This window comes from Paraburkholderia phymatum, from assembly GCF_040965635.1.
Classification (GTDB): domain Bacteria; phylum Pseudomonadota; class Gammaproteobacteria; order Burkholderiales; family Burkholderiaceae; genus Paraburkholderia; species Paraburkholderia phymatum_B.
The window spans coordinates 653,094-669,636 of the sequence record NZ_JBFRCH010000001.1 but is presented as its reverse complement, the minus strand read 5'-3'; the positions used below and the strand labels follow the sequence as shown (position 1 = coordinate 669,636).

17 protein-coding genes are annotated in these 16,543 nt (G+C 63.0%); 10 read left to right on the top strand and 7 right to left on the bottom strand.

Annotation, left to right across the window (positions count from 1 at the left end):
* Positions 1-34 precede the first annotated feature (34 nt).
* Positions 35-1,357, top strand: coding sequence for an NYN domain-containing protein (locus AB4Y32_RS03050; protein ID WP_368719912.1), 1,323 nt, complete (start codon positions 35-37; stop codon positions 1,355-1,357).
* Between the two features lie 153 nt (positions 1,358-1,510).
* Here AB4Y32_RS03050 and AB4Y32_RS03045 read toward each other — a convergent pair whose 3' ends face one another.
* Entirely contained in the window at positions 1,511-2,089 is a 579-nt protein-coding gene (locus AB4Y32_RS03045; RefSeq protein WP_368719911.1) for a superoxide dismutase, read from the bottom strand.
* Positions 2,090-2,295: 206 nt separating this feature from the next.
* A complete protein-coding gene (gene xseA, locus AB4Y32_RS03040) occupies positions 2,296-3,675 on the bottom strand; it encodes an exodeoxyribonuclease VII large subunit (protein ID WP_368719910.1) in 1,380 nt (459 codons plus the stop codon).
* 635 nt (positions 3,676-4,310) lie between these two features.
* Here xseA and lpxK point away from each other — a divergent pair.
* From lpxK to AB4Y32_RS03010, 6 genes are all read left to right on the top strand, one after another.
* A complete protein-coding gene (gene lpxK, locus AB4Y32_RS03035; RefSeq protein ID WP_368719909.1) occupies positions 4,311-5,327 on the top strand; it encodes a tetraacyldisaccharide 4'-kinase in 1,017 nt (338 codons plus the stop codon).
* Positions 5,308-5,511, top strand: a complete 204-nt coding sequence (locus tag AB4Y32_RS03030) for a Trm112 family protein (protein ID WP_007180583.1) — start codon at positions 5,308-5,310, stop codon at positions 5,509-5,511. Before lpxK ends, AB4Y32_RS03030 begins: the two co-directional genes overlap by 20 nt.
* A 239-nt stretch (positions 5,512-5,750) precedes the next feature.
* Positions 5,751-6,554, top strand: a complete 804-nt coding sequence (gene kdsB, locus AB4Y32_RS03025) for a 3-deoxy-manno-octulosonate cytidylyltransferase (protein ID WP_368719908.1) — start codon at positions 5,751-5,753, stop codon at positions 6,552-6,554.
* A 25-nt stretch (positions 6,555-6,579) separates the two neighbouring features.
* Positions 6,580-6,822 carry a hypothetical protein gene (locus AB4Y32_RS03020; RefSeq protein ID WP_368719907.1) on the top strand — a complete coding sequence of 81 codons (243 nt, stop codon included), beginning with the start codon at positions 6,580-6,582 and terminating at the stop codon, positions 6,820-6,822.
* Positions 6,813-7,478: an adenylate kinase gene (adk, locus tag AB4Y32_RS03015; RefSeq protein ID WP_368719906.1), complete on the top strand. Its 666-nt coding sequence runs from the start codon at positions 6,813-6,815 to the stop codon at positions 7,476-7,478. The genes AB4Y32_RS03020 and adk overlap by 10 nt, the downstream gene beginning before the upstream one ends.
* A gap of 245 nt (positions 7,479-7,723) precedes the next feature.
* A complete protein-coding gene (locus tag AB4Y32_RS03010; protein WP_368719905.1) occupies positions 7,724-8,482 on the top strand; it encodes a 3-hydroxyacyl-CoA dehydrogenase in 759 nt (252 codons plus the stop codon).
* 103 nt (positions 8,483-8,585) lie between these two features.
* Here AB4Y32_RS03010 and AB4Y32_RS03005 read toward each other — a convergent pair whose 3' ends face one another.
* Together AB4Y32_RS03005 and murJ are read right to left on the bottom strand one after the other, a co-directional pair.
* Positions 8,586-9,428 (bottom strand): SirB1 family protein, encoded by an 843-nt coding sequence (locus AB4Y32_RS03005; RefSeq protein ID WP_368719995.1) that lies wholly within the window; start codon positions 9,426-9,428, stop codon positions 8,586-8,588.
* Between the two features lie 5 nt (positions 9,429-9,433).
* Entirely contained in the window at positions 9,434-10,984 is a 1,551-nt protein-coding gene (gene murJ / locus AB4Y32_RS03000; protein WP_368719904.1) for a murein biosynthesis integral membrane protein MurJ, read from the bottom strand.
* Between the two features lie 470 nt (positions 10,985-11,454).
* Here murJ and rpsT point away from each other — a divergent pair, with 470 nt between their 5' ends.
* The gene (gene rpsT, locus AB4Y32_RS02995; protein WP_054916931.1) at positions 11,455-11,733 is read left to right on the top strand and encodes a 30S ribosomal protein S20; all 279 of its coding nucleotides are present in this window, start codon (positions 11,455-11,457) and stop codon (positions 11,731-11,733) included.
* Between the two features lie 234 nt (positions 11,734-11,967).
* On the opposite strand, the gene AB4Y32_RS02990 is transcribed toward rpsT, so the two are convergent.
* Positions 11,968-12,303 carry a DUF3579 domain-containing protein gene (locus AB4Y32_RS02990; RefSeq protein ID WP_368719903.1) on the bottom strand — a complete coding sequence of 112 codons (336 nt, stop codon included), beginning with the start codon at positions 12,301-12,303 and terminating at the stop codon, positions 11,968-11,970.
* 464 nt (positions 12,304-12,767) lie between these two features.
* Between AB4Y32_RS02990 and argF the strand changes: the two genes are divergently transcribed.
* Positions 12,768-13,697, top strand: a complete 930-nt coding sequence (gene argF, locus AB4Y32_RS02985; protein WP_368719902.1) for an ornithine carbamoyltransferase — start codon at positions 12,768-12,770, stop codon at positions 13,695-13,697.
* A 69-nt stretch (positions 13,698-13,766) separates the two neighbouring features.
* On the opposite strand, the gene AB4Y32_RS02980 is transcribed toward argF, so the two are convergent.
* Positions 13,767-13,892 carry a hypothetical protein gene (locus AB4Y32_RS02980; RefSeq protein WP_368719901.1) on the bottom strand — a complete coding sequence of 42 codons (126 nt, stop codon included), beginning with the start codon at positions 13,890-13,892 and terminating at the stop codon, positions 13,767-13,769.
* Positions 13,893-14,058: 166 nt separating this feature from the next.
* Between AB4Y32_RS02980 and AB4Y32_RS02975 the strand changes: the two genes are divergently transcribed.
* Positions 14,059-15,285: an argininosuccinate synthase gene (locus AB4Y32_RS02975; protein WP_368719900.1), complete on the top strand. Its 1,227-nt coding sequence runs from the start codon at positions 14,059-14,061 to the stop codon at positions 15,283-15,285.
* Between the two features lie 96 nt (positions 15,286-15,381).
* Here AB4Y32_RS02975 and murB read toward each other — a convergent pair whose 3' ends face one another.
* The gene (gene murB / locus AB4Y32_RS02970) at positions 15,382-16,422 is read right to left on the bottom strand and encodes a UDP-N-acetylmuramate dehydrogenase (RefSeq protein ID WP_368719899.1); all 1,041 of its coding nucleotides are present in this window, start codon (positions 16,420-16,422) and stop codon (positions 15,382-15,384) included.
* Between the last annotated feature and the right edge of the window lie 121 nt (positions 16,423-16,543).

Below are 16,543 nucleotides of genomic sequence, written 5' to 3'. Positions count from 1 at the left end.
AGACGATCGTGCCTGAATTTCATTGGAGACATACATGGCGTCATCCCAGGATACCGTCAGCATGGCGCTGTTCTGCGATTTCGAAAACGTCGCGCTCGGCGTGCGCGATGCGAAATACGAGAAATTCGACATCAAGCTGGTTCTCGAACGGCTGCTGCTGAAGGGCAGCATCGTCGTGAAGAAGGCGTACTGCGACTGGGACCGCTACAAGGGTTTCAAGGCCGCGATGCACGAAGCGAACTTCGAGCTGATCGAAATTCCGCACGTGCGGCAGTCCGGCAAGAACTCGGCGGATATCCGGCTTGTCGTCGATGCGCTCGACCTCTGCTATACGAAATCGCACGTCAACACGTTCGTCATCATCAGCGGCGACTCGGATTTCTCGCCGCTCGTGTCGAAACTGCGCGAGAACGCGAAGCAGGTGATCGGCGTCGGCGTGCAGCGTTCGACGTCGGATCTGCTCACCGCCAATTGCGACGAGTTCATCTTCTACGACGATCTGGTGCGCGAGAGCCAGCGCGCCGCCGCGAAGCGCGAGACCGCGAAGGCTGCGCAACAGGCCGCACAACAGGCGATGAAGCGCGCGTCCGATAGCGAGAAGCGCAAGGAAGATCTGGAAGCGCGCAAGACGAAGGCCATCGAGTTTGCCGTGCATACTTTCGATGCGCTCGCGTCGGAACGCGGCGACAGCGGCAAGATCTGGGCGTCGGCGCTGAAGGATGCGATCAAGCGCCGCAAGCCCGACTTCAACGAGTCGTACTACGGTTTCCGCGCATTCGGCAATCTGCTGGAAGAGGCGCAATCGCGCGGGCTGCTGGAAGTGGGCCGCGACGAGAAGTCGGGCACGTTCGTGTATCGCAGCGCGAGCGCCGTTGTCAGCACGAGCGATATCGCGAGTTCGCGCGACACAGGTGACGAATGGACCGCGATGCCCACAACCGCCGCAATGGCGGAAACGGATGACGCGGTTGAAACGCGTGAAGAGGATAGCCTGACCGGCGAAGACGTGGTAGCCGTCGAGCAGGCAGCCGTGACGCAGCACGAGCACGCGGACAGCGAGAGGAACGGTACACGCCGCAAGGGCCGGGGCACACGCAAGCCTGCGGCAAAGAAGGCCAGGAAAGCGAGCAAGGCGAAGACTGAGCGAACGGATGCTGTCGATACGGATGCGGGATCAGCCCTTCCTGCCGATGCGCCACCCGTTACCGAACACGTTGCACCAACAGAGCCACAAGCCTCTACGCCCGACGCCGAACCTCACGCAGCCGGGGCTCCACCCGCCAAAAAGACGCCCCGCAAATCGACGACGCGAAGCCGCCGCCCGCGCAAAACCGAGCCGAGCGGCGACGCCGGTTGAGCGGTGTTGTCGTCGTCGCTCGCGCTCCGCATCCGATCCGGACGACTAACTAAATGCGCCACACGTTTGGCGCATCGGAAACAAAAAGCCCTCGAAACGAGGGCTTTTTTTCTAGCAACTACTGAAACTCAGGTCCAGCGAAAGAAGCAGAACTTACGCAAAGTTCTTTTCAGCGAAATCCCAGTTCACGATGTTCCAGTACGCTTCGACGAACTTCGGACGTGCGTTGCGATAGTCGATGTAGTACGCGTGTTCCCACACGTCGATCGTGACCAGCGGCTTCGCGTCCGTGGTCAGCGGCGTTGCGGCGTTGCTGGTCGACACCAGGTCGAGCGAACCGTCAGCCTTCTTCACCAGCCAGGCCCAGCCCGAGCCGAACGTGCCGACTGCCGTCTTCGTGAATTCTTCCTTGAACTTGTCGAAGGAGCCCCACTTCGCGTTGATCGCGTCCGCCAGCTTGCCCTTCGGCGCGCCACCGCCTTGCGGCGACAGGCTGTTCCAGAAGAACGTGTGGTTCCACACTTGTGCGGAGTTGTTGAAGACACCGCCCGACGACTTCTTGACGATCTCTTCCAGCGACAGCTTCTCGAACTCGGTACCCTTGATCAGATTGTTCAGGTTCGTCACATAGGTCTGGTGATGCTTGCCATAGTGAAATTCAAGCGTCTCTTCCGACATGTGCGGAGCGAGCGCGTTCTTTGCGAAAGGCAGCGGCGGGAGCGTATGTTCCATGGTGCTATTCCTTTGTATCTGTTTATGGGGAGTCTGCGGATAACGCTGTGGAGCACTCGATTGTAGGCGACTTGGAATAACCCCGCAAACACAAGCCCTTTATGGCGTTCGTTGCGAAAACGCGCTGCGCGGTCAGCGTAATTAATGCTTGCACAACGCGTTTTCACACGTCATACGAAGGTCAAAAGTACTGTGCCCAACGCACATCAAAAGCCATCCGTAAGACGCGGCTGGACGTCCGAAAGTGCAATGTCCGCAGAGCCTTCCGCGAGATGAAGCGTCACGCGCCGGCCGGGCTTCAATGCGGATGGCGCACGCACCGCTCGTCCGCTTTGCGCGTCGAGCAGTGCAGCGTAACCGCGCTCGAGCGTGCGCTGCGGACTCAATACTTCGAGCCGCGCGGCAAGTGTTTCCACTCGGGCAAGGTGTCTTTCATGCTGACGCAACAATGCGCGCTCCAGCCGTTCGCCGAGCCCATTCACGGTTGCGCGATGCTGAGAGAGATCGGGGCGCCAGCGCTGCCAGCGCATCTGCACGAGCGCGAAACGCGCGCGCGCATCGCGCACGGGCCGCGCGCCCGCCGATGCGAGACGCGCGCACAGCTGCTGAAGATGCGTGCGTTGCCGCGCGAGCCTTTCAGCGGGCGACACGAGACGGCGAGCGAGCCAGTCGAGTTGTTGCGCGCGGCGCTCCATCATGCGGCCGAAGCCGCGCGCAAGCGATGCATGCCGATGATCGAGATCGCGCAGCAGCAGCACGCGCTGCGGACTGACGAGTTCGGCGGCGCCTGTCGGCGTCGGCGCGCGAACGTCAGCGGCGAAGTCGGCGATCGTGAAGTCGGTTTCGTGACCGACGCCGCTCACGACGGGCACCTCGCTCGCCGCAATCGCACGCGCGAGCACTTCTTCGTTGAAGGCCCACAGGTCCTCGATCGAGCCGCCGCCTCGACAGACGATCAGCGCATCCACTTCGCGCCGCCGGCTCGCTGTCTCGACCATCGCGGCCAGCTTCGCGCCCACGCCCGCGCCCTGCACGGGCGCCGGATAGACGATCACGGGAATATGCGGGGCGCGGCGTGCGAGCGTCGTCAGCACGTCGCGCAACGCGGCCGCCTGCAACGACGTGACGATGCCGATCGAGCGCGGATGTGCGGGCAACGCCCGTTTGCGTTGCGCGTCGAACAGGCCTTCGGCTTCGAGTTGCGCCTTCAGACGCAGAAACGCTTCGTACAGCCGGCCTTGTCCCGTACGGCGCACGGCTTCGACATTCAACTGAAGCTCGCCGCGCGGCTCATACATCGTGACGAGCGCGCGCACTTCGATCTTGTCGCCTTCGCGCGGGGTGAACTCGGCGTACTGCGCGCGGCCGCGGAACATCACGCAGCGCATCTGCGCCTGCGCGTCCTTGATCGAGAAGTACCAGTGCCCGCTGGCGGCACGCGTGAAGTTCGACACTTCGCCGGATACCCAGACGAGAGGAAACGTGCGTTCGAGCATGGTCCCGATTGCACGGTTGAGCACCGATACGGGAACGACAGCATCGCCGCCCGCTCCGGCGGCTGACGAGAAAGGACTTTCGGAATTCATGCGAGGAATGTGTGAACAGGCGGGACAGACGATAGACCGATCGGCCAGTCAGGTCCAGCACCTCGTGAGCGACTTTAGCCGGATTGTTAAAAGTGTCCACATGTCGGGAGGACCTGGGTTTGGCGGCGCGAAAGTGCTCACGAGCCCACTTGATACCACCCAACCTTATGATTTTTAACCATTTTTTTGTTGGCGAGAGTTCCCGCTCGCCGATCCGAGGCTTGCACCACGGCCTTTCCAACAGTTTGCAAGGCACGTTCTCCACAAAGTTATCCACAGGTTATGGATCGAGCATGAGCGGCGCCTGTCCCGCGCACGAAGGCCGTCCCGACTTGCAGCCGACGCCGCTCGCGCGCTAGAGTGCCGGGTTCCGGCGGAATCTGGTCGATGATGTGCGCCCGATCGGGATGGTTCGTCCCGTGCACTTCTATTCTGGTGCTTGCGTCGTCCCGCGGCTGATCCGCCGTCGCCGCTTCGCCGTTGCCACATTGCTGTCGCCACTTTTGTCGTCCGCGTTTCGTTGTTCCCTTCGTCCTTGTCCTTCAACCGTCGGTGCAGCCGACCGCCCGGAGATGCCCGTTGATGTCCGCACTGTCCGCCCTGTCTGACGCGCCGCGCCGGCCGGCTTGCTTCCGATGAGCGAACTCGCGTCCCGCATCGAAGCGCGGATCGCGCGCGAGTGGCAGCAGCGCGGCGCGCTCGCCTGGGCGATGACGCCGTTCGCGTGCGTCTTCGGCGCGATCGCGCTCGCGCGCCGCGCCGCGTACTCGCTCGGCTGGCTGAAGTCGGTGCGCGTTCGCGTGCCTGTCGTCGTCGTGGGCAACGTGACGGTCGGCGGCACGGGCAAGACGCCGACCGTGATCGCGCTCGTGCAGGCATTGCGCAGCGCGGGCTTCACGCCGGGCGTCGTGTCGCGTGGCTACGGTGCGAAGGTCAAGCTGCCGACGCTCGTCACGCCGACTTCGAATGCAACGCAAGCGGGCGACGAACCGCTGCTGATCGCGCGCCGCACGGGCGCGCCCGTCTTCGTATGTCCCGACCGCGTGGCAGCCGCCGAGGCGTTGTGCCGCGCGCATCGCGATGTCGACATGATCGTCAGCGACGACGGCCTGCAACACTACCGGCTCGAGCGCGACGCGGAGATCGTCGTGTTCGATCATCGCCTCGGCGGCAATGGCTTTCTGCTGCCCGCCGGTCCGTTGCGCGAGCCGCTGTCGCGCAAGCGTGACGCGACGCTGATCAACAATCCGTACGACCGCGCGCTGCCGCCGTGGCCGAATACGTTCTCGCTGGAGCTTGCGCCCGGAGACGCCTGGCATCTCGACAATCCGCGCCTGCGCCGCCCGCTCGCGCAGTTCGCGGGCGAGCGCGTGCTGGCCGCCGCAGGCATCGGCGCGCCGGAACGGTTCTTCGCGACGCTGCGCGCGGCGGGCCTCACGCCCGAGACGCGTGCGCTGCCCGATCACTACGCGTTCAGCGCGAATCCGTTCGTCGACGTGGACGCCGACGCCATCCTGATCACCGAAAAGGATGCGGTAAAATTGGCGTCCTGGCATGACGCGCGGCTGTGGGTCGTTCCCGTCGAAGCCACGCTCGATCATCGCCTCATTGCACTTGTTGTGGAGAAAGTCCGTGGACGCTCGCCTGCTTGAAATCCTCGTCTGCCCGATCTGCAAGGGCCCGCTCAGCTACGATCGCGCCGCGCAAGAGTTGATCTGCAACGCAGACAAGCTCGCCTATCCGATTCGCGACGGCATCCCCGTGATGCTCGTCGACGAAGCGCGTCAGACGGTCGAAGGGACGCCCGTCGATCTGAATCCCGGCTCGGTTGCGTGATTCGAGTGCCGACTCCGCGCCGATGACGCGCGATGAGTTGTGCAACGGACACGCCGTCGTTCGCTGACGGCAAGCGAAAGCATCGAACCCAAACGCGCCGCCGATCATGGCGGCGCTTTTTTCCCGGCGCTTCGGGCCTTATGCTGGCCGCTTCAGGTTTGCCTTTTCCGCTGGCCCATTTACGCTGAGCCCCTTTCCAGCCTCCTTCAAGTCGAGCCCAACACGGCGCCGCTCCACCGATGACCGATACCCAGCACACTCCGCCCTTCATCGCCGTGGTTCCGGCTCGGCTTGCGTCGACGCGCCTGCCGAACAAGCCGCTCGCCGATATCGGCGGCAAGCCGATGGTTGTGCGTGTCGCGGAGCGCGCGCTCGAATCGGGCGCGCAGCGCGTGCTTGTCGCCACCGATGCGCAATCGGTGTTCGACGTCGCACGCGCGCACGGCATCGACGCGATGATGACGCGCGCCGATCATCCGTCGGGCACGGACCGTCTCGCGGAGGTCGCGTCGCACTACGGCTGGAACGACGACACGATCGTCGTCAACGTGCAGGGCGACGAGCCGCTGATCGACCCCGCGCTGGTGCGTGGCGTGGCTTCGCATCTCGCGGCCACGGACGGCTGCGCGATCGCAACGGCCGCGCATCCGATCCACGAGCCGGCGGACGTGTTCAATCCGAACGTGGTCAAAGTGGTGCTGGACGCGCGCGGCGTCGCGCTGTATTTCTCGCGCGCGCCCATTCCGTGGGCCCGCGACGCGTACCAGCCGCACTGGCCGAACGTCGCGCAGATGCCCGCGCCATCCGCGCCCGCCACCGTCTACCGGCATATCGGGCTGTATGCGTATCGCGCGAAGTTTCTCCGTACTTACCCGAGCTTGTCGATTTCACCAATCGAACAGGCGGAGGCCCTCGAACAGTTGCGCGCGATGTGGCACGGCGAGCGCATCGCCGTCCTCGTCACGCAGGACGCGCCACTGCCGGGCGTCGACACACCGGAAGATCTTGCCCGCGTACAGGCGTTTTTTGAGTCGTCTGTGTAAAAAGCCATGGCATAATCGGTCGTTCATGCGATTCACTCCGATATCGGTGCGCATCAATCGATATCGCCATTCGCCCGTAGTTTTAAGCCGCTTGTTCTGTCGTTTGTTTCGCAGCGCCGTGTATGACGTGCTGCGCGAAGCCCGCAGCGAAGACCTGCCCGACGGAACCAGCGTGCAAGAAAAAAATCAAGAGCGCAGACTGCCGCAAACAGCGCGCGGCGCGCCGCACAGAATTGACATAGATCTGGAGATAATCAAATGCGTTTGATCCTGTTGGGCGCTCCTGGCGCGGGCAAGGGCACCCAGGCGAACTTCATCAAGGAGAAGTTCGGCATTCCGCAAATCTCGACGGGCGATATGCTGCGCGCCGCCGTCAAAGCGGGCACGCCGCTCGGCATCGAAGCGAAGCGCTATATGGATGCGGGTGAGCTCGTCACCGACGAACTCATCATCAACCTCGTCAAGGAACGTCTGCAACAGCCTGACTGCGCGAACGGCTATCTGTTCGACGGCTTCCCGCGCACGATTCCGCAGGCGGAAGCGATGAAGCAGGCGGGCGTGCCCATCGACTACGTGCTCGAAATCGATGTCCCGTTCGACGAGATCATCACGCGCATGAGCGGCCGCCGCACGCACCCGGCTTCGGGCCGCACGTATCACGTGAAGTTCAATCCGCCGAAGGTTGAGGGCACCGACGACGTGACGGGCGAGCCGCTGATCCAGCGCGACGACGACAAGGAAGAGACGGTGAAGAAGCGCCTCGACGTGTACGTCGCGCAGACGAAGCCGCTGATCGACTACTACAACGACTGGGCGCAGAAAGGCGACGCGTCGACCTCGCTGAAGGCGCCGCAATACCGCCGCATTTCGGGCCTCGGCTCCGTCGATGAAATCCGCGCACGCGTGTTCGACGCTCTGAAGTAAACAGCACGCTTCGCCATGCAAGACACGAAGAACCCGCCTCTCACGGCGGGTTTTTTGTTTGGCATTGCGCTTTGCTCGTCGACGTCGCTGCTCATTCGGAGCACTGAGCGGACGCATCGGAAATCGACGCACGCGTGACAGCCATTGCCGTTTTGCGTGGTTTGACGCGTCGGGTCGAGCCGTTAAAATCGTTCAGCGATAAATATTCGAATCACGCGATCAACGCATCCAATCAAGGAGAAGACATGGACATCAAGGACAACGTGTTTCTGATCACGGGCGGCGCATCGGGGCTCGGCGCCGCGACGGCGCGCATGATCGCGGAAAGCGGCGGCAAGGTCGTGCTCGCGGACCTGAATCACGAAGCGGGCGATGCGCTCGCGCAGGAACTGCGCGGCGTGTTCGTCAAGTGCGACGTGAGCCGTGAGGACGATGCGGTGCTGGCTGTCGAAGCGGCGACGAAGCTCGGCACACTGCGCGGTCTCGTCAACTGCGCGGGTGTCGCGCCCGCGATGAAAACGGTCGGCAAGGACGGCCCGCATCCGCTGCACTCGTTCGCGCGCACGATCTCGATCAACCTCGTCGGCACGTTCAACATGATTCGCCTCGCGGCCGCCGAAATGTCGAAGCACGAGCCGAATGCGCTCGGCGAACGGGGCGTGATCGTCAACACGGCATCCGTGGCCGCGTTCGACGGACAGATCGGCCAGGCTGCGTATGCGGCGTCGAAGGCAGGCGTCGCGGGCATGACGCTGCCGATCGCACGCGATCTGTCGCGCAACGCGATCCGCGTAATGACGATCGCGCCCGGCATCTTCGAAACGCCGATGCTGCTCGGCATGCCGCAGGAAGTGCAGGACGCGCTCGGCGCGATGGTGCCGTTCCCCTCGCGTCTCGGCAAGCCGAACGAGTACGCGATGCTCGTCAAGCAGATCTTCGACAACCCGATGTTGAACGGCGAAGTGATCCGTCTCGACGGCGCGATCCGCATGCAGCCCAAGTGAGCGCAACGCGCGCCGTACACGAACGGTGACCGCTGCAATGAAAAACGCCTGCGCATGTTCTGCGCAGGCGTTTTCGTTTGGGTCGGAGCGACGCGTCAGTCGATCAATCGCGATCGTCGTGCTGCGTGCGCTGCCGCAATTCGCTCAGCTGCGATTCGACGACCGTTGCGTCTTCGGCATCAGGCCTGTCGTCGAGATAGCGTTCGAGATCCTCCAGCGCGGGCCGCAGGTAATCCAGCCGCGCATATGCGAAGCCGCGATCGCGGACTTCCTCGATGTTCTCCGGCAACAGGATCACGAGACGCTGCTGCACGGCGAGCAGCCGCTGCCAACGTTCCGTCTGCAGATACGTCGCTTTCAGGTTGCGCAGCATGCGCGCGACGATCTCGCGGCGCGTAGCCGGCTGCAGTAGCATGCGCAGCGCGCGGCCCACCGATTCACCCGCCTTCGCGACATAAGGCTCGAGCATCTCGACCATCTCGTGTTCCGTCAGCGGATGGCCCGTGGTCGGGTCGATCATCGCGTCGCCTTCGGGCAGCGTGACGCGCAACAGGAAATGCCCGGGAAACGACACGCCGCGCACTGGAATATCGATCTGCGACGCCATCTCCAGATACAGCACCGCGAGCGAGATCGGAATGCCGCGCCGGCGCTTGAGCACCATGTTCAGGTGGCTGTTGTCGGGATCGTAGTAGTCGTTGACGTTCGCCGCGAAGCCGAGTTCGCGGAAGAAGTAGCGATTGAGAATGCCGACGCGCTGCTGGATGTCGGCGTCGTCGGGAATGCGGCGTTTGACGCGCAGCGCGAGTTCGTCTATCTCCGCAAGCGCCGCTTGCAGATCGAGGTCGGGATAGGCGTCCTGCGCGAGCGACAGCGCCGCTTCCGTGAGCGGAAACCCATCGTCTTCGGCGACGAGCGCGCTGAAATAATCGAGAACCCGCGTCATCGTGATCACTTCACTCGCCTTTTGAAATACGCGTACTTGAAGCCCATCAACCACAGCATACCGAAATATAGCGCGGCAAACAGCACCAGGCACGCTGCGAGCAGCACCATGCGCCGCACGGGCTGCGCATGCATGCCGATCCAGTCGAAGCTGATCGCGAACCAGTGCATGACGCCTGCCAGCACGAGACACGCGCCGATCATCTGCACGAAGAACACCGTCCAGCCCGACGACGGCATATAGATGCCGCGACGCCGCAAGCCGATGAAAAGGCACAGCGCATTGACGCAAGCGCCGAGCCCGACCGACAGCGTCAGCCCCGCATGCGCGAAGATCGGCACGAACACGTAGTTGCTCAACTGCGTGACGACCAGCACGAAGACGCCGATCTTCACGGGCGTCTTGATGTCCTGCTTCGCATAGAAGCCGGGCGCGAGGATCTTGATCAGAATGAGGCCGATCAAGCCGATGCCGTACGCAGCCAGCGCGCGCCCCACCATCACGACCGCGTTGCCGTCGAATTTGCCGTAGTGGAAGAGTGTCGCCGTGAGCGGCTCGGCGAAGAAGAACAGCGCGATTGCGCTCGGTGCCGCGAGCAGGAACGTCACGCGCAAGCCCCAGTCGAGCAGCGACGAGTACTCGTGCGCGTCGGCATCGACGTGCGCCTTCGACAGGCTCGGCAGCAGGATCGTGCCGAGCGCGACGCCGAGCAGCGCGGTCGGGAACTCCATCAGGCGGTCCGCATAGTTGATCCACGACACGGCGCCAGGCCCGATGTGCGACGCGATGTTCGTGTTGATGATGAGGCTGATCTGCGCAACCGACACCGCGAACATCGCCGGCACCATCTTCGCGAGTACGCGCTTCACGCCGCGATGCGCGATCGCTTTCAACGGATCGAGCCCGATGCGCGGGATCATGTCGATCTTCTTCAGGCCTGGCAACTGCACGACGAACTGCGCGACGCCGCCCGCGATCACCGCCCACGCGAGCGCGTAAACGGGCACCTTCATGTGCGGCGCGACGAACACTGCCGCGACGATGAACGCCACGTTCAGCAGCACGGGCGCGAACGCGGGCAGCGAGAAGTTCTTGTACGTGTTCAGCACGCCCGACGCCAGCGACGTCAGCGAAATGAACACGATGTAAGGGAACATGATCCGCGTCATCGACACGGCCAGCGTGAATGCCTGGCCGTCGCTGCGCAAACCGGACGCCACCACGAACACGACCCACGTCGCGCCCGCCACGCCCAGCAGGGAGAGAATCGCCAGCGCCCAGGCGAGCACCGTCGAGGTCGCATCGACGAGCGCTTTCGTCGCGTCGTGGCCCTTCTGGTTCTTGAACTCGGCGAGGATCGGCACGAAGGCTTGCGAGAACGCACCCTCGGCGGAAATCCGGCGCAGCAGATTCGGGATTCGGAAAGCGACGTAGAACGCATCGGTGTACTGGCTCGCACCGAATGCGCGGGCGATCAGGGTCTCGCGGGCCAGTCCGGTCACGCGCGAAAGCAGCGTGAAGCCGCTGACCGTCAGCAGGGCTCGGAATAGATTCATGGGGCGCTCATTATACGGGTGCGTCCAGGGCGGTCAGCATGACAGGGTGAGATTCCTCGTAATCGGGACCGAATGGGACCGCTTTGCGCGAAGTACGTTCGGTTCGACGGCGAATTTGTGGGGAGATTGGCGTGTTTCGAGCCGTCGCGGGGCTCGCCAGGCCGCCAGCACACGACACCGAATGGGCCTTCGCTGGCGCACGCGCCGCCGGGCAGCGCTCGTGAGCCAGCGAGGCCTGGACTGCACGCGGTTGCCACGTGTCTGATTTTGTTGCTATAATCGCCCGTTTCGAAGCTCGCTCACCTTTGTGCCGTACTCCATCGGAGTCGGAACGAGCGGGATTTCACGTAGTTCTCAGTTGTTTGTCTATTTGCGCCCTTGGGCAATCGCTCTCAGGGGTTCGATCTAAAAGCAGCGCCCGCCGCCGTCAAAGGCAGGCACTGGAAACAGGAACAGGATAAGGAACCGTCATGGCTAACTCCGCACAAGCACGCAAGCGCGCCCGTCAAGCCGCCAAGGCAAACTCGCACAACTCGGCGCTGCGCTCGAAGTACCGCACGGCTGTCAAGGCTGTCCGCAAGGCAATCGAAGCCGGCGACGCAGCACAAGCTGCTGAAATCTTCAAGGCATCGGCAAAGACGCTGGACATCATTGCCGACAAGAAAATCGTTCACAAGAACAAGGCAGCTCGTCATAAGAGCCGCCTCGCTGCAGCCATCAAGGGTCTGCAAGCGCCCGCAGCGCAGTAAATTATCGAATCCGGCAGCTCGCTCGCGCGAGCTGCTTCCTGTTTCCGCTGCGTCATCAAAGCCCGCCATCGCGGGCTTTTTTGTTTTTCGCCCTGCTGCGCATCGCGCCATACGTCGCGCTTCGATCAATGGCTGCGCGGAGCCGATGCAAACGCGGGCACAAAAAAACCCGCCGATGCGGGTTCCATTGCTCATCCGGCATGCCGCCGATGCCGTTCGGACGCGGCGCCAGACTCAACGCGACGGCGCTTTTTGCGCCTCATGCTCCGGCGGAAGCTCGCACGCCTCGGTGACGATCAGATCGTTGTCCTTGGCGAAATTCATCACGAAGTCGAAAGCCATCGGCTCGATGTCCCGCAGCCGCGAATCGAGAATCACGCACTTCAGGTCGCCGATCATCGTCGGACGCACGTAATGGGAATACTGAAGACGGGCGTTGGGCCCTTTCGCGCCCGGACCAAAACACGACATCACGCCCGCCAGTCGCTCCGACCAGTCGCTCGGACGAAACTTTCGCCCAGACGACGTGATGCCTTGAATGAAATACTCGGTTGGGGGTGTATCGGCCATGTACGAAACCCTGTGTGACTGCCCGGTGAACTGCCCGTGACGGCCGGCGAAAGATGCCTGCCTGAAAAAGCCGTTCAAACACGTCTCGCGACCACCGGAACCCACAGTGAATCCTGCATCGAGCCCTGGAGTCCCGCCGCCGCAGCGAGCCAGCGAGGGCGCTTCGGGCAGCGATCAGATGGCGCACGGTACGGCGCATACCGGATTGTGCGAGAGCCGTGTCCTGCAAGCGTTAAGCCTGCCCGCCGGGCTTTGAGAAAACTCTGAGATTATAGCGCAGCCAGGGTTTTTCCGCACTGCACACAGGCACTCTGGAACAGTCCTTTGCGCGTTCCGACGCATTGCCCATGCCTTTTGGCCGACTCGTCAAAACATTCAAAATCCTTTATGCTGCATTGAGTTACCACAAACGACGGCGGCCCAGTCCGGCAATTTCGCCCGGGTGAATCCGCCGTATTTGTTTCATGACCTCCAAGACAATCCGCCACTATCTGCAGTTCAACGATTTCTCGCTGGAAGACTACGAGTACGTGCTCGAACGCGCCCGTATCCTGAAGCGCAAGTTCAAGAACTATGAGACGTATCATCCGCTGCACGACCGCACGCTCGCGATGATCTTCGAGAAGAACTCGACGCGCACGCGTCTGTCGTTCGAAGCGGGCATCTTCCAGCTGGGCGGTCACGCCGTCTTCATGAGCACGCGCGACACGCAGCTTGGCCGCGGCGAGCCGATCGAAGACGCAGCGCAGGTCATCTCGCGGATGGTCGACATCATCATGATCCGCACGTTCGGCCAGGACATCATCCAGCGCTTCGCCGAAAATTCGCGCGTGCCCGTCATCAACGGTCTCACGAACGAATACCACCCGTGCCAGGTGCTCGCCGATATCTTCACGTACTACGAGCATCGCGGCCCGATTCGCGGCAAGACGGTCGCCTGGGTCGGGGACGCGAACAACATGCTCTATACGTGGATCGAAGCCGCGCAGATCCTCGGTTTCAAGCTGCGCCTGTCCACACCGCCCGGCTACAAGCTCGACCATGGACTGGTCGCGCCGGAAAGCGCGCCGTTCTACGAAGAATTCGACGATCCGAACGAAGCCTGCAGGCGCGCCGATCTCGTCACGACGGACGTGTGGACCAGCATGGGCTTCGAAGCCGAAAACGAAGCGCGCAAGAAGGCGTTCGCCGACTGGTGCGTCGATGCCGACATGATGTCGCGCGCGAACAAGGATGCCCTCTTCATGCACTGCCTGCCCGCGCACCGCGGCGAGGAAGTGAGCGCGGAAGTGATCGACGGGCCGCAGAGTGTCGTGTGGGACGAAGCGGAAAACCGTCTGCACGTGCAGAAGGCTCTGATGGAATTTCTGCTGCTCGGCAAGCTGAATCACTAGGCAACCGGGCGAACGCAGCACAAGCCGCCGGAGCGATCTGGCGGCAAGCGGTTCAACGCGACACGCAGTTCAAAGCAGCACGCGGTTCAACTCGATACGCAGTTCAATTCCGCAGTTCAACTCGATACGCAGATAAAAAGCCGGGCAGCAAACCGGCGGAAGACAGGCGGCAAGCAGAAACGCGGCATCGGCCATGTCCCGCGCCGCCTCCCCAGCGAGGCGCCTCGCCCAGCGAAAATGCCTCGGTTCATCGGCCGTCGCACCCGAAATCGCGGGACGTGTGGCGGTTTAGTGTCAAAATATGGTTTTTCCGCGCGCCGGACCGGCCGACGCGCTCAGTTCTCCCAGCTACGAGTTCACCATGAGCGATATCAACAAAGTCGTGCTCGCCTATTCGGGCGGTCTCGACACCTCCGTCATCCTGAAGTGGTTGCAGGACAACTACGACGCCGAAGTCGTCACGTTCACGGCCGATATCGGCCAGGGCGAAGAACTGGAACCGGCTCGCAAGAAAGCGCTGCAACTCGGCATCAAGCCGGAAAACGTCTATATCGAAGACCTGCGCGAAGAATTCGTGCGCGACTTCGTGTTCCCGATGTTTCGCGCGAACACGATCTACGAAGGCGAGTATCTGCTCGGCACGTCGATCGCGCGTCCGTTGATCGCGAAGCGTCAGATCGAAATCGCGCGCGCAAGCGGCGCGCAGGCCGTATCGCATGGCGCGACGGGCAAGGGCAACGACCAGGTGCGCTTCGAGCTCGGCTACTACGCGTTGGAGCCGGGCATCAAGGTGATCGCCCCGTGGCGCGAATGGGACCTGCTGTCGCGTGAAAAGCTGCTCGCGTATGCAGAAAAAGCCGGCATTCCCATCGAAATGAAGCACAAGCAAGGCGGCGCGCCGTATTCGATGGACGCGAACCTGCTGCACATTTCGTTCGAAGGCCGTCACCTCGAAGACCCGAAGGCGGAAGCCGAACCGGAAATGTGGCGCTGGACGGTGTCGCCGGAAGAAGCGCCGGATCAGCCTGAATACCTCGACGTCGAGTACGAGCACGGCGACCCCGTCGCGCTGAACGGCAAGCGCACGTCGCCCGCCGAAGTGCTGACCGAGCTGAACCGCCTCGGCGGCAAGCACGGCATCGGCCGTCTGGATCTCGTCGAGAACCGCTACGTCGGCATGAAGTCGCGCGGCTGCTATGAAACGCCGGGCGGCACGATCATGCTGAAGGCGCACCGCGGCATCGAATCGATCACGCTCGACCGTGAAGTCGCGCACCTGAAGGACGACCTGATGGCCCGCTACGCTTCGCTGATCTACAACGGCTACTGGTGGAGCCCGGAGCGCCGCGCAATTCAGGTGCTGATCGACCACACGCAGGAGAAGGTCAACGGCTGGGTGCGCGTGAAGCTGTACAAGGGCAGCGTGTCGGTCGTCGCGCGCGACTCGAAGGAGACGCTGTTCGACAAGACCATCGCGACGTTCGACGACGACGGCGGCGCCTACAACCAGGCCGATGCCGGCGGCTTCATCAAGCTGAACGCGCTGCGTATGCGTATCGCTGAAAACGCACGCCGCAAGCGCGGCTAAGCGATAGAACGCTGCTGCAAAAACAAAGCGCCGGGGTTCAAACCCGGCGCTTTTTTATGCTCGCTCAGGCTCGCGTCCGAGCGAAGCCGTTCGAACTCAAAGACAAACCGGCTCGGCCTCCAGCTCGACGCCGAAACGCTGCGCCACGTCCTGCTGGATCGCTTTCGCGAGCGCCAGCACTTGCGCCCCGCTCGCGCCGCCGTGATTCACGAGTACGAGTGCCTGACGCTCATGCACGCCCGCCGCGCCCATCGCGCGCCCCTTCCAGCCGCAGCGGTCGATCAGCCAGCCCGCCGCGAGCTTCACACGTCCATCCGTCTGCCGATACGAGACGATCTCCGGCTCCTTCGCGAGCAAGACGTCGAACTGCGCGGCGTCGATAACGGGATTCTTGAAGAAGCTCCCCGCGTTGCCGAGCGCGAGCGGATCGGGCAGCTTCGCGCGGCGCACGGCGACGACGGCATCGAAGATCGCCTGTGGCGTCGGCGCCGCATCGCCGAGGCCACAGGCGGCAAGCTCGCGCGCGATATCGGCATAACCGGCACGCGGCGTCCACGCTTTCGGCAATCTGAACGTCACCGACGTGATCACGAAACGGTCGCGCCCTTCCTGCTTGAAAAAGCTGTCGCGATAGCCGAAACGGCAATCGTCGGCATCGAATTCGACTGTCTCGCCCGTCGCGAGCTCGATTGCGCGCAGCGACGCAAAGCGCTCGCACATTTCCAGCCCGTACGCGCCGATGTTCTGGATCGGCGCCGCGCCGACCGTGCCCGGAATCAGCGCAAGATTTTCGAGGCCAGGCACGCCCTCTGCGAGCGTCCACGAAACGAAGTCGTGCCAGTTCTCGCCCGCAGCGGCTTCGACGTACCACGCATCGGCGTCCTCGCGGACCAGCTTGCGGCCGCGCAGCCCGATCAGCAGCACGAGGCCGTCGAAATCGCCCGTCAACACGACGTTGCTGCCGCCGCCCAGCACGAGGCGCCGCAAGCCGGCCACGCGCGGATCGCGCACGGCCGCAAGCAGCTGCGCCTCGCTTTCGATATGGCATGCGAGACGCGCGCGCACATCGAAGCCAAAGGTGTTGCGCGACTTCAGCGGGAAGCCGGCGACGAACGGGAGCAGATCGGACTCGGACATCAGGTGTTCTGGCAAGCGCCCGGCATAGCGCGAACGGTACGGCGCAATCGGTTCGCGAGCCTTGGGCAAAAGGGAAAGGGGTCGGTAAAATGACACCGGTTCGTGATTATAGCGAGTGCGT

Bases quoted from the DNA above. Each gene is read 5' to 3' on its own strand.
- AB4Y32_RS03050 (WP_368719912.1), top strand. From the start codon at position 35: ATGGCGTCATCCCAGGATACCGTCAGCATGGCGCTGTTCTGCGATTTC.
- AB4Y32_RS03045 (WP_368719911.1), bottom strand. From the start codon at position 2,089: ATGGAACATACGCTCCCGCCGCTGCCTTTCGCAAAGAACGCGCTCGCT.
- xseA (WP_368719910.1), bottom strand. From the start codon at position 3,675: ATGAATTCCGAAAGTCCTTTCTCGTCAGCCGCCGGAGCGGGCGGCGAT.
- lpxK (WP_368719909.1), top strand. From the start codon at position 4,311: ATGAGCGAACTCGCGTCCCGCATCGAAGCGCGGATCGCGCGCGAGTGG.
- kdsB (WP_368719908.1), top strand. From the start codon at position 5,751: ATGACCGATACCCAGCACACTCCGCCCTTCATCGCCGTGGTTCCGGCT.
- AB4Y32_RS03020 (WP_368719907.1), top strand. From the start codon at position 6,580: ATGCGATTCACTCCGATATCGGTGCGCATCAATCGATATCGCCATTCG.
- adk (WP_368719906.1), top strand. From the start codon at position 6,813: ATGCGTTTGATCCTGTTGGGCGCTCCTGGCGCGGGCAAGGGCACCCAG.
- AB4Y32_RS03010 (WP_368719905.1), top strand. From the start codon at position 7,724: ATGGACATCAAGGACAACGTGTTTCTGATCACGGGCGGCGCATCGGGG.
- AB4Y32_RS03005 (WP_368719995.1), bottom strand. From the start codon at position 9,428: ATGACGCGGGTTCTCGATTATTTCAGCGCGCTCGTCGCCGAAGACGAT.
- murJ (WP_368719904.1), bottom strand. From the start codon at position 10,984: ATGAATCTATTCCGAGCCCTGCTGACGGTCAGCGGCTTCACGCTGCTT.
- rpsT (WP_054916931.1), top strand. From the start codon at position 11,455: ATGGCTAACTCCGCACAAGCACGCAAGCGCGCCCGTCAAGCCGCCAAG.
- AB4Y32_RS02990 (WP_368719903.1), bottom strand. From the start codon at position 12,303: ATGGCCGATACACCCCCAACCGAGTATTTCATTCAAGGCATCACGTCG.
- argF (WP_368719902.1), top strand. From the start codon at position 12,768: ATGACCTCCAAGACAATCCGCCACTATCTGCAGTTCAACGATTTCTCG.
- AB4Y32_RS02980 (WP_368719901.1), bottom strand. From the start codon at position 13,892: ATGGCCGATGCCGCGTTTCTGCTTGCCGCCTGTCTTCCGCCGGTTTGC.
- AB4Y32_RS02975 (WP_368719900.1), top strand. From the start codon at position 14,059: ATGAGCGATATCAACAAAGTCGTGCTCGCCTATTCGGGCGGTCTCGAC.
- murB (WP_368719899.1), bottom strand. From the start codon at position 16,422: ATGTCCGAGTCCGATCTGCTCCCGTTCGTCGCCGGCTTCCCGCTGAAG.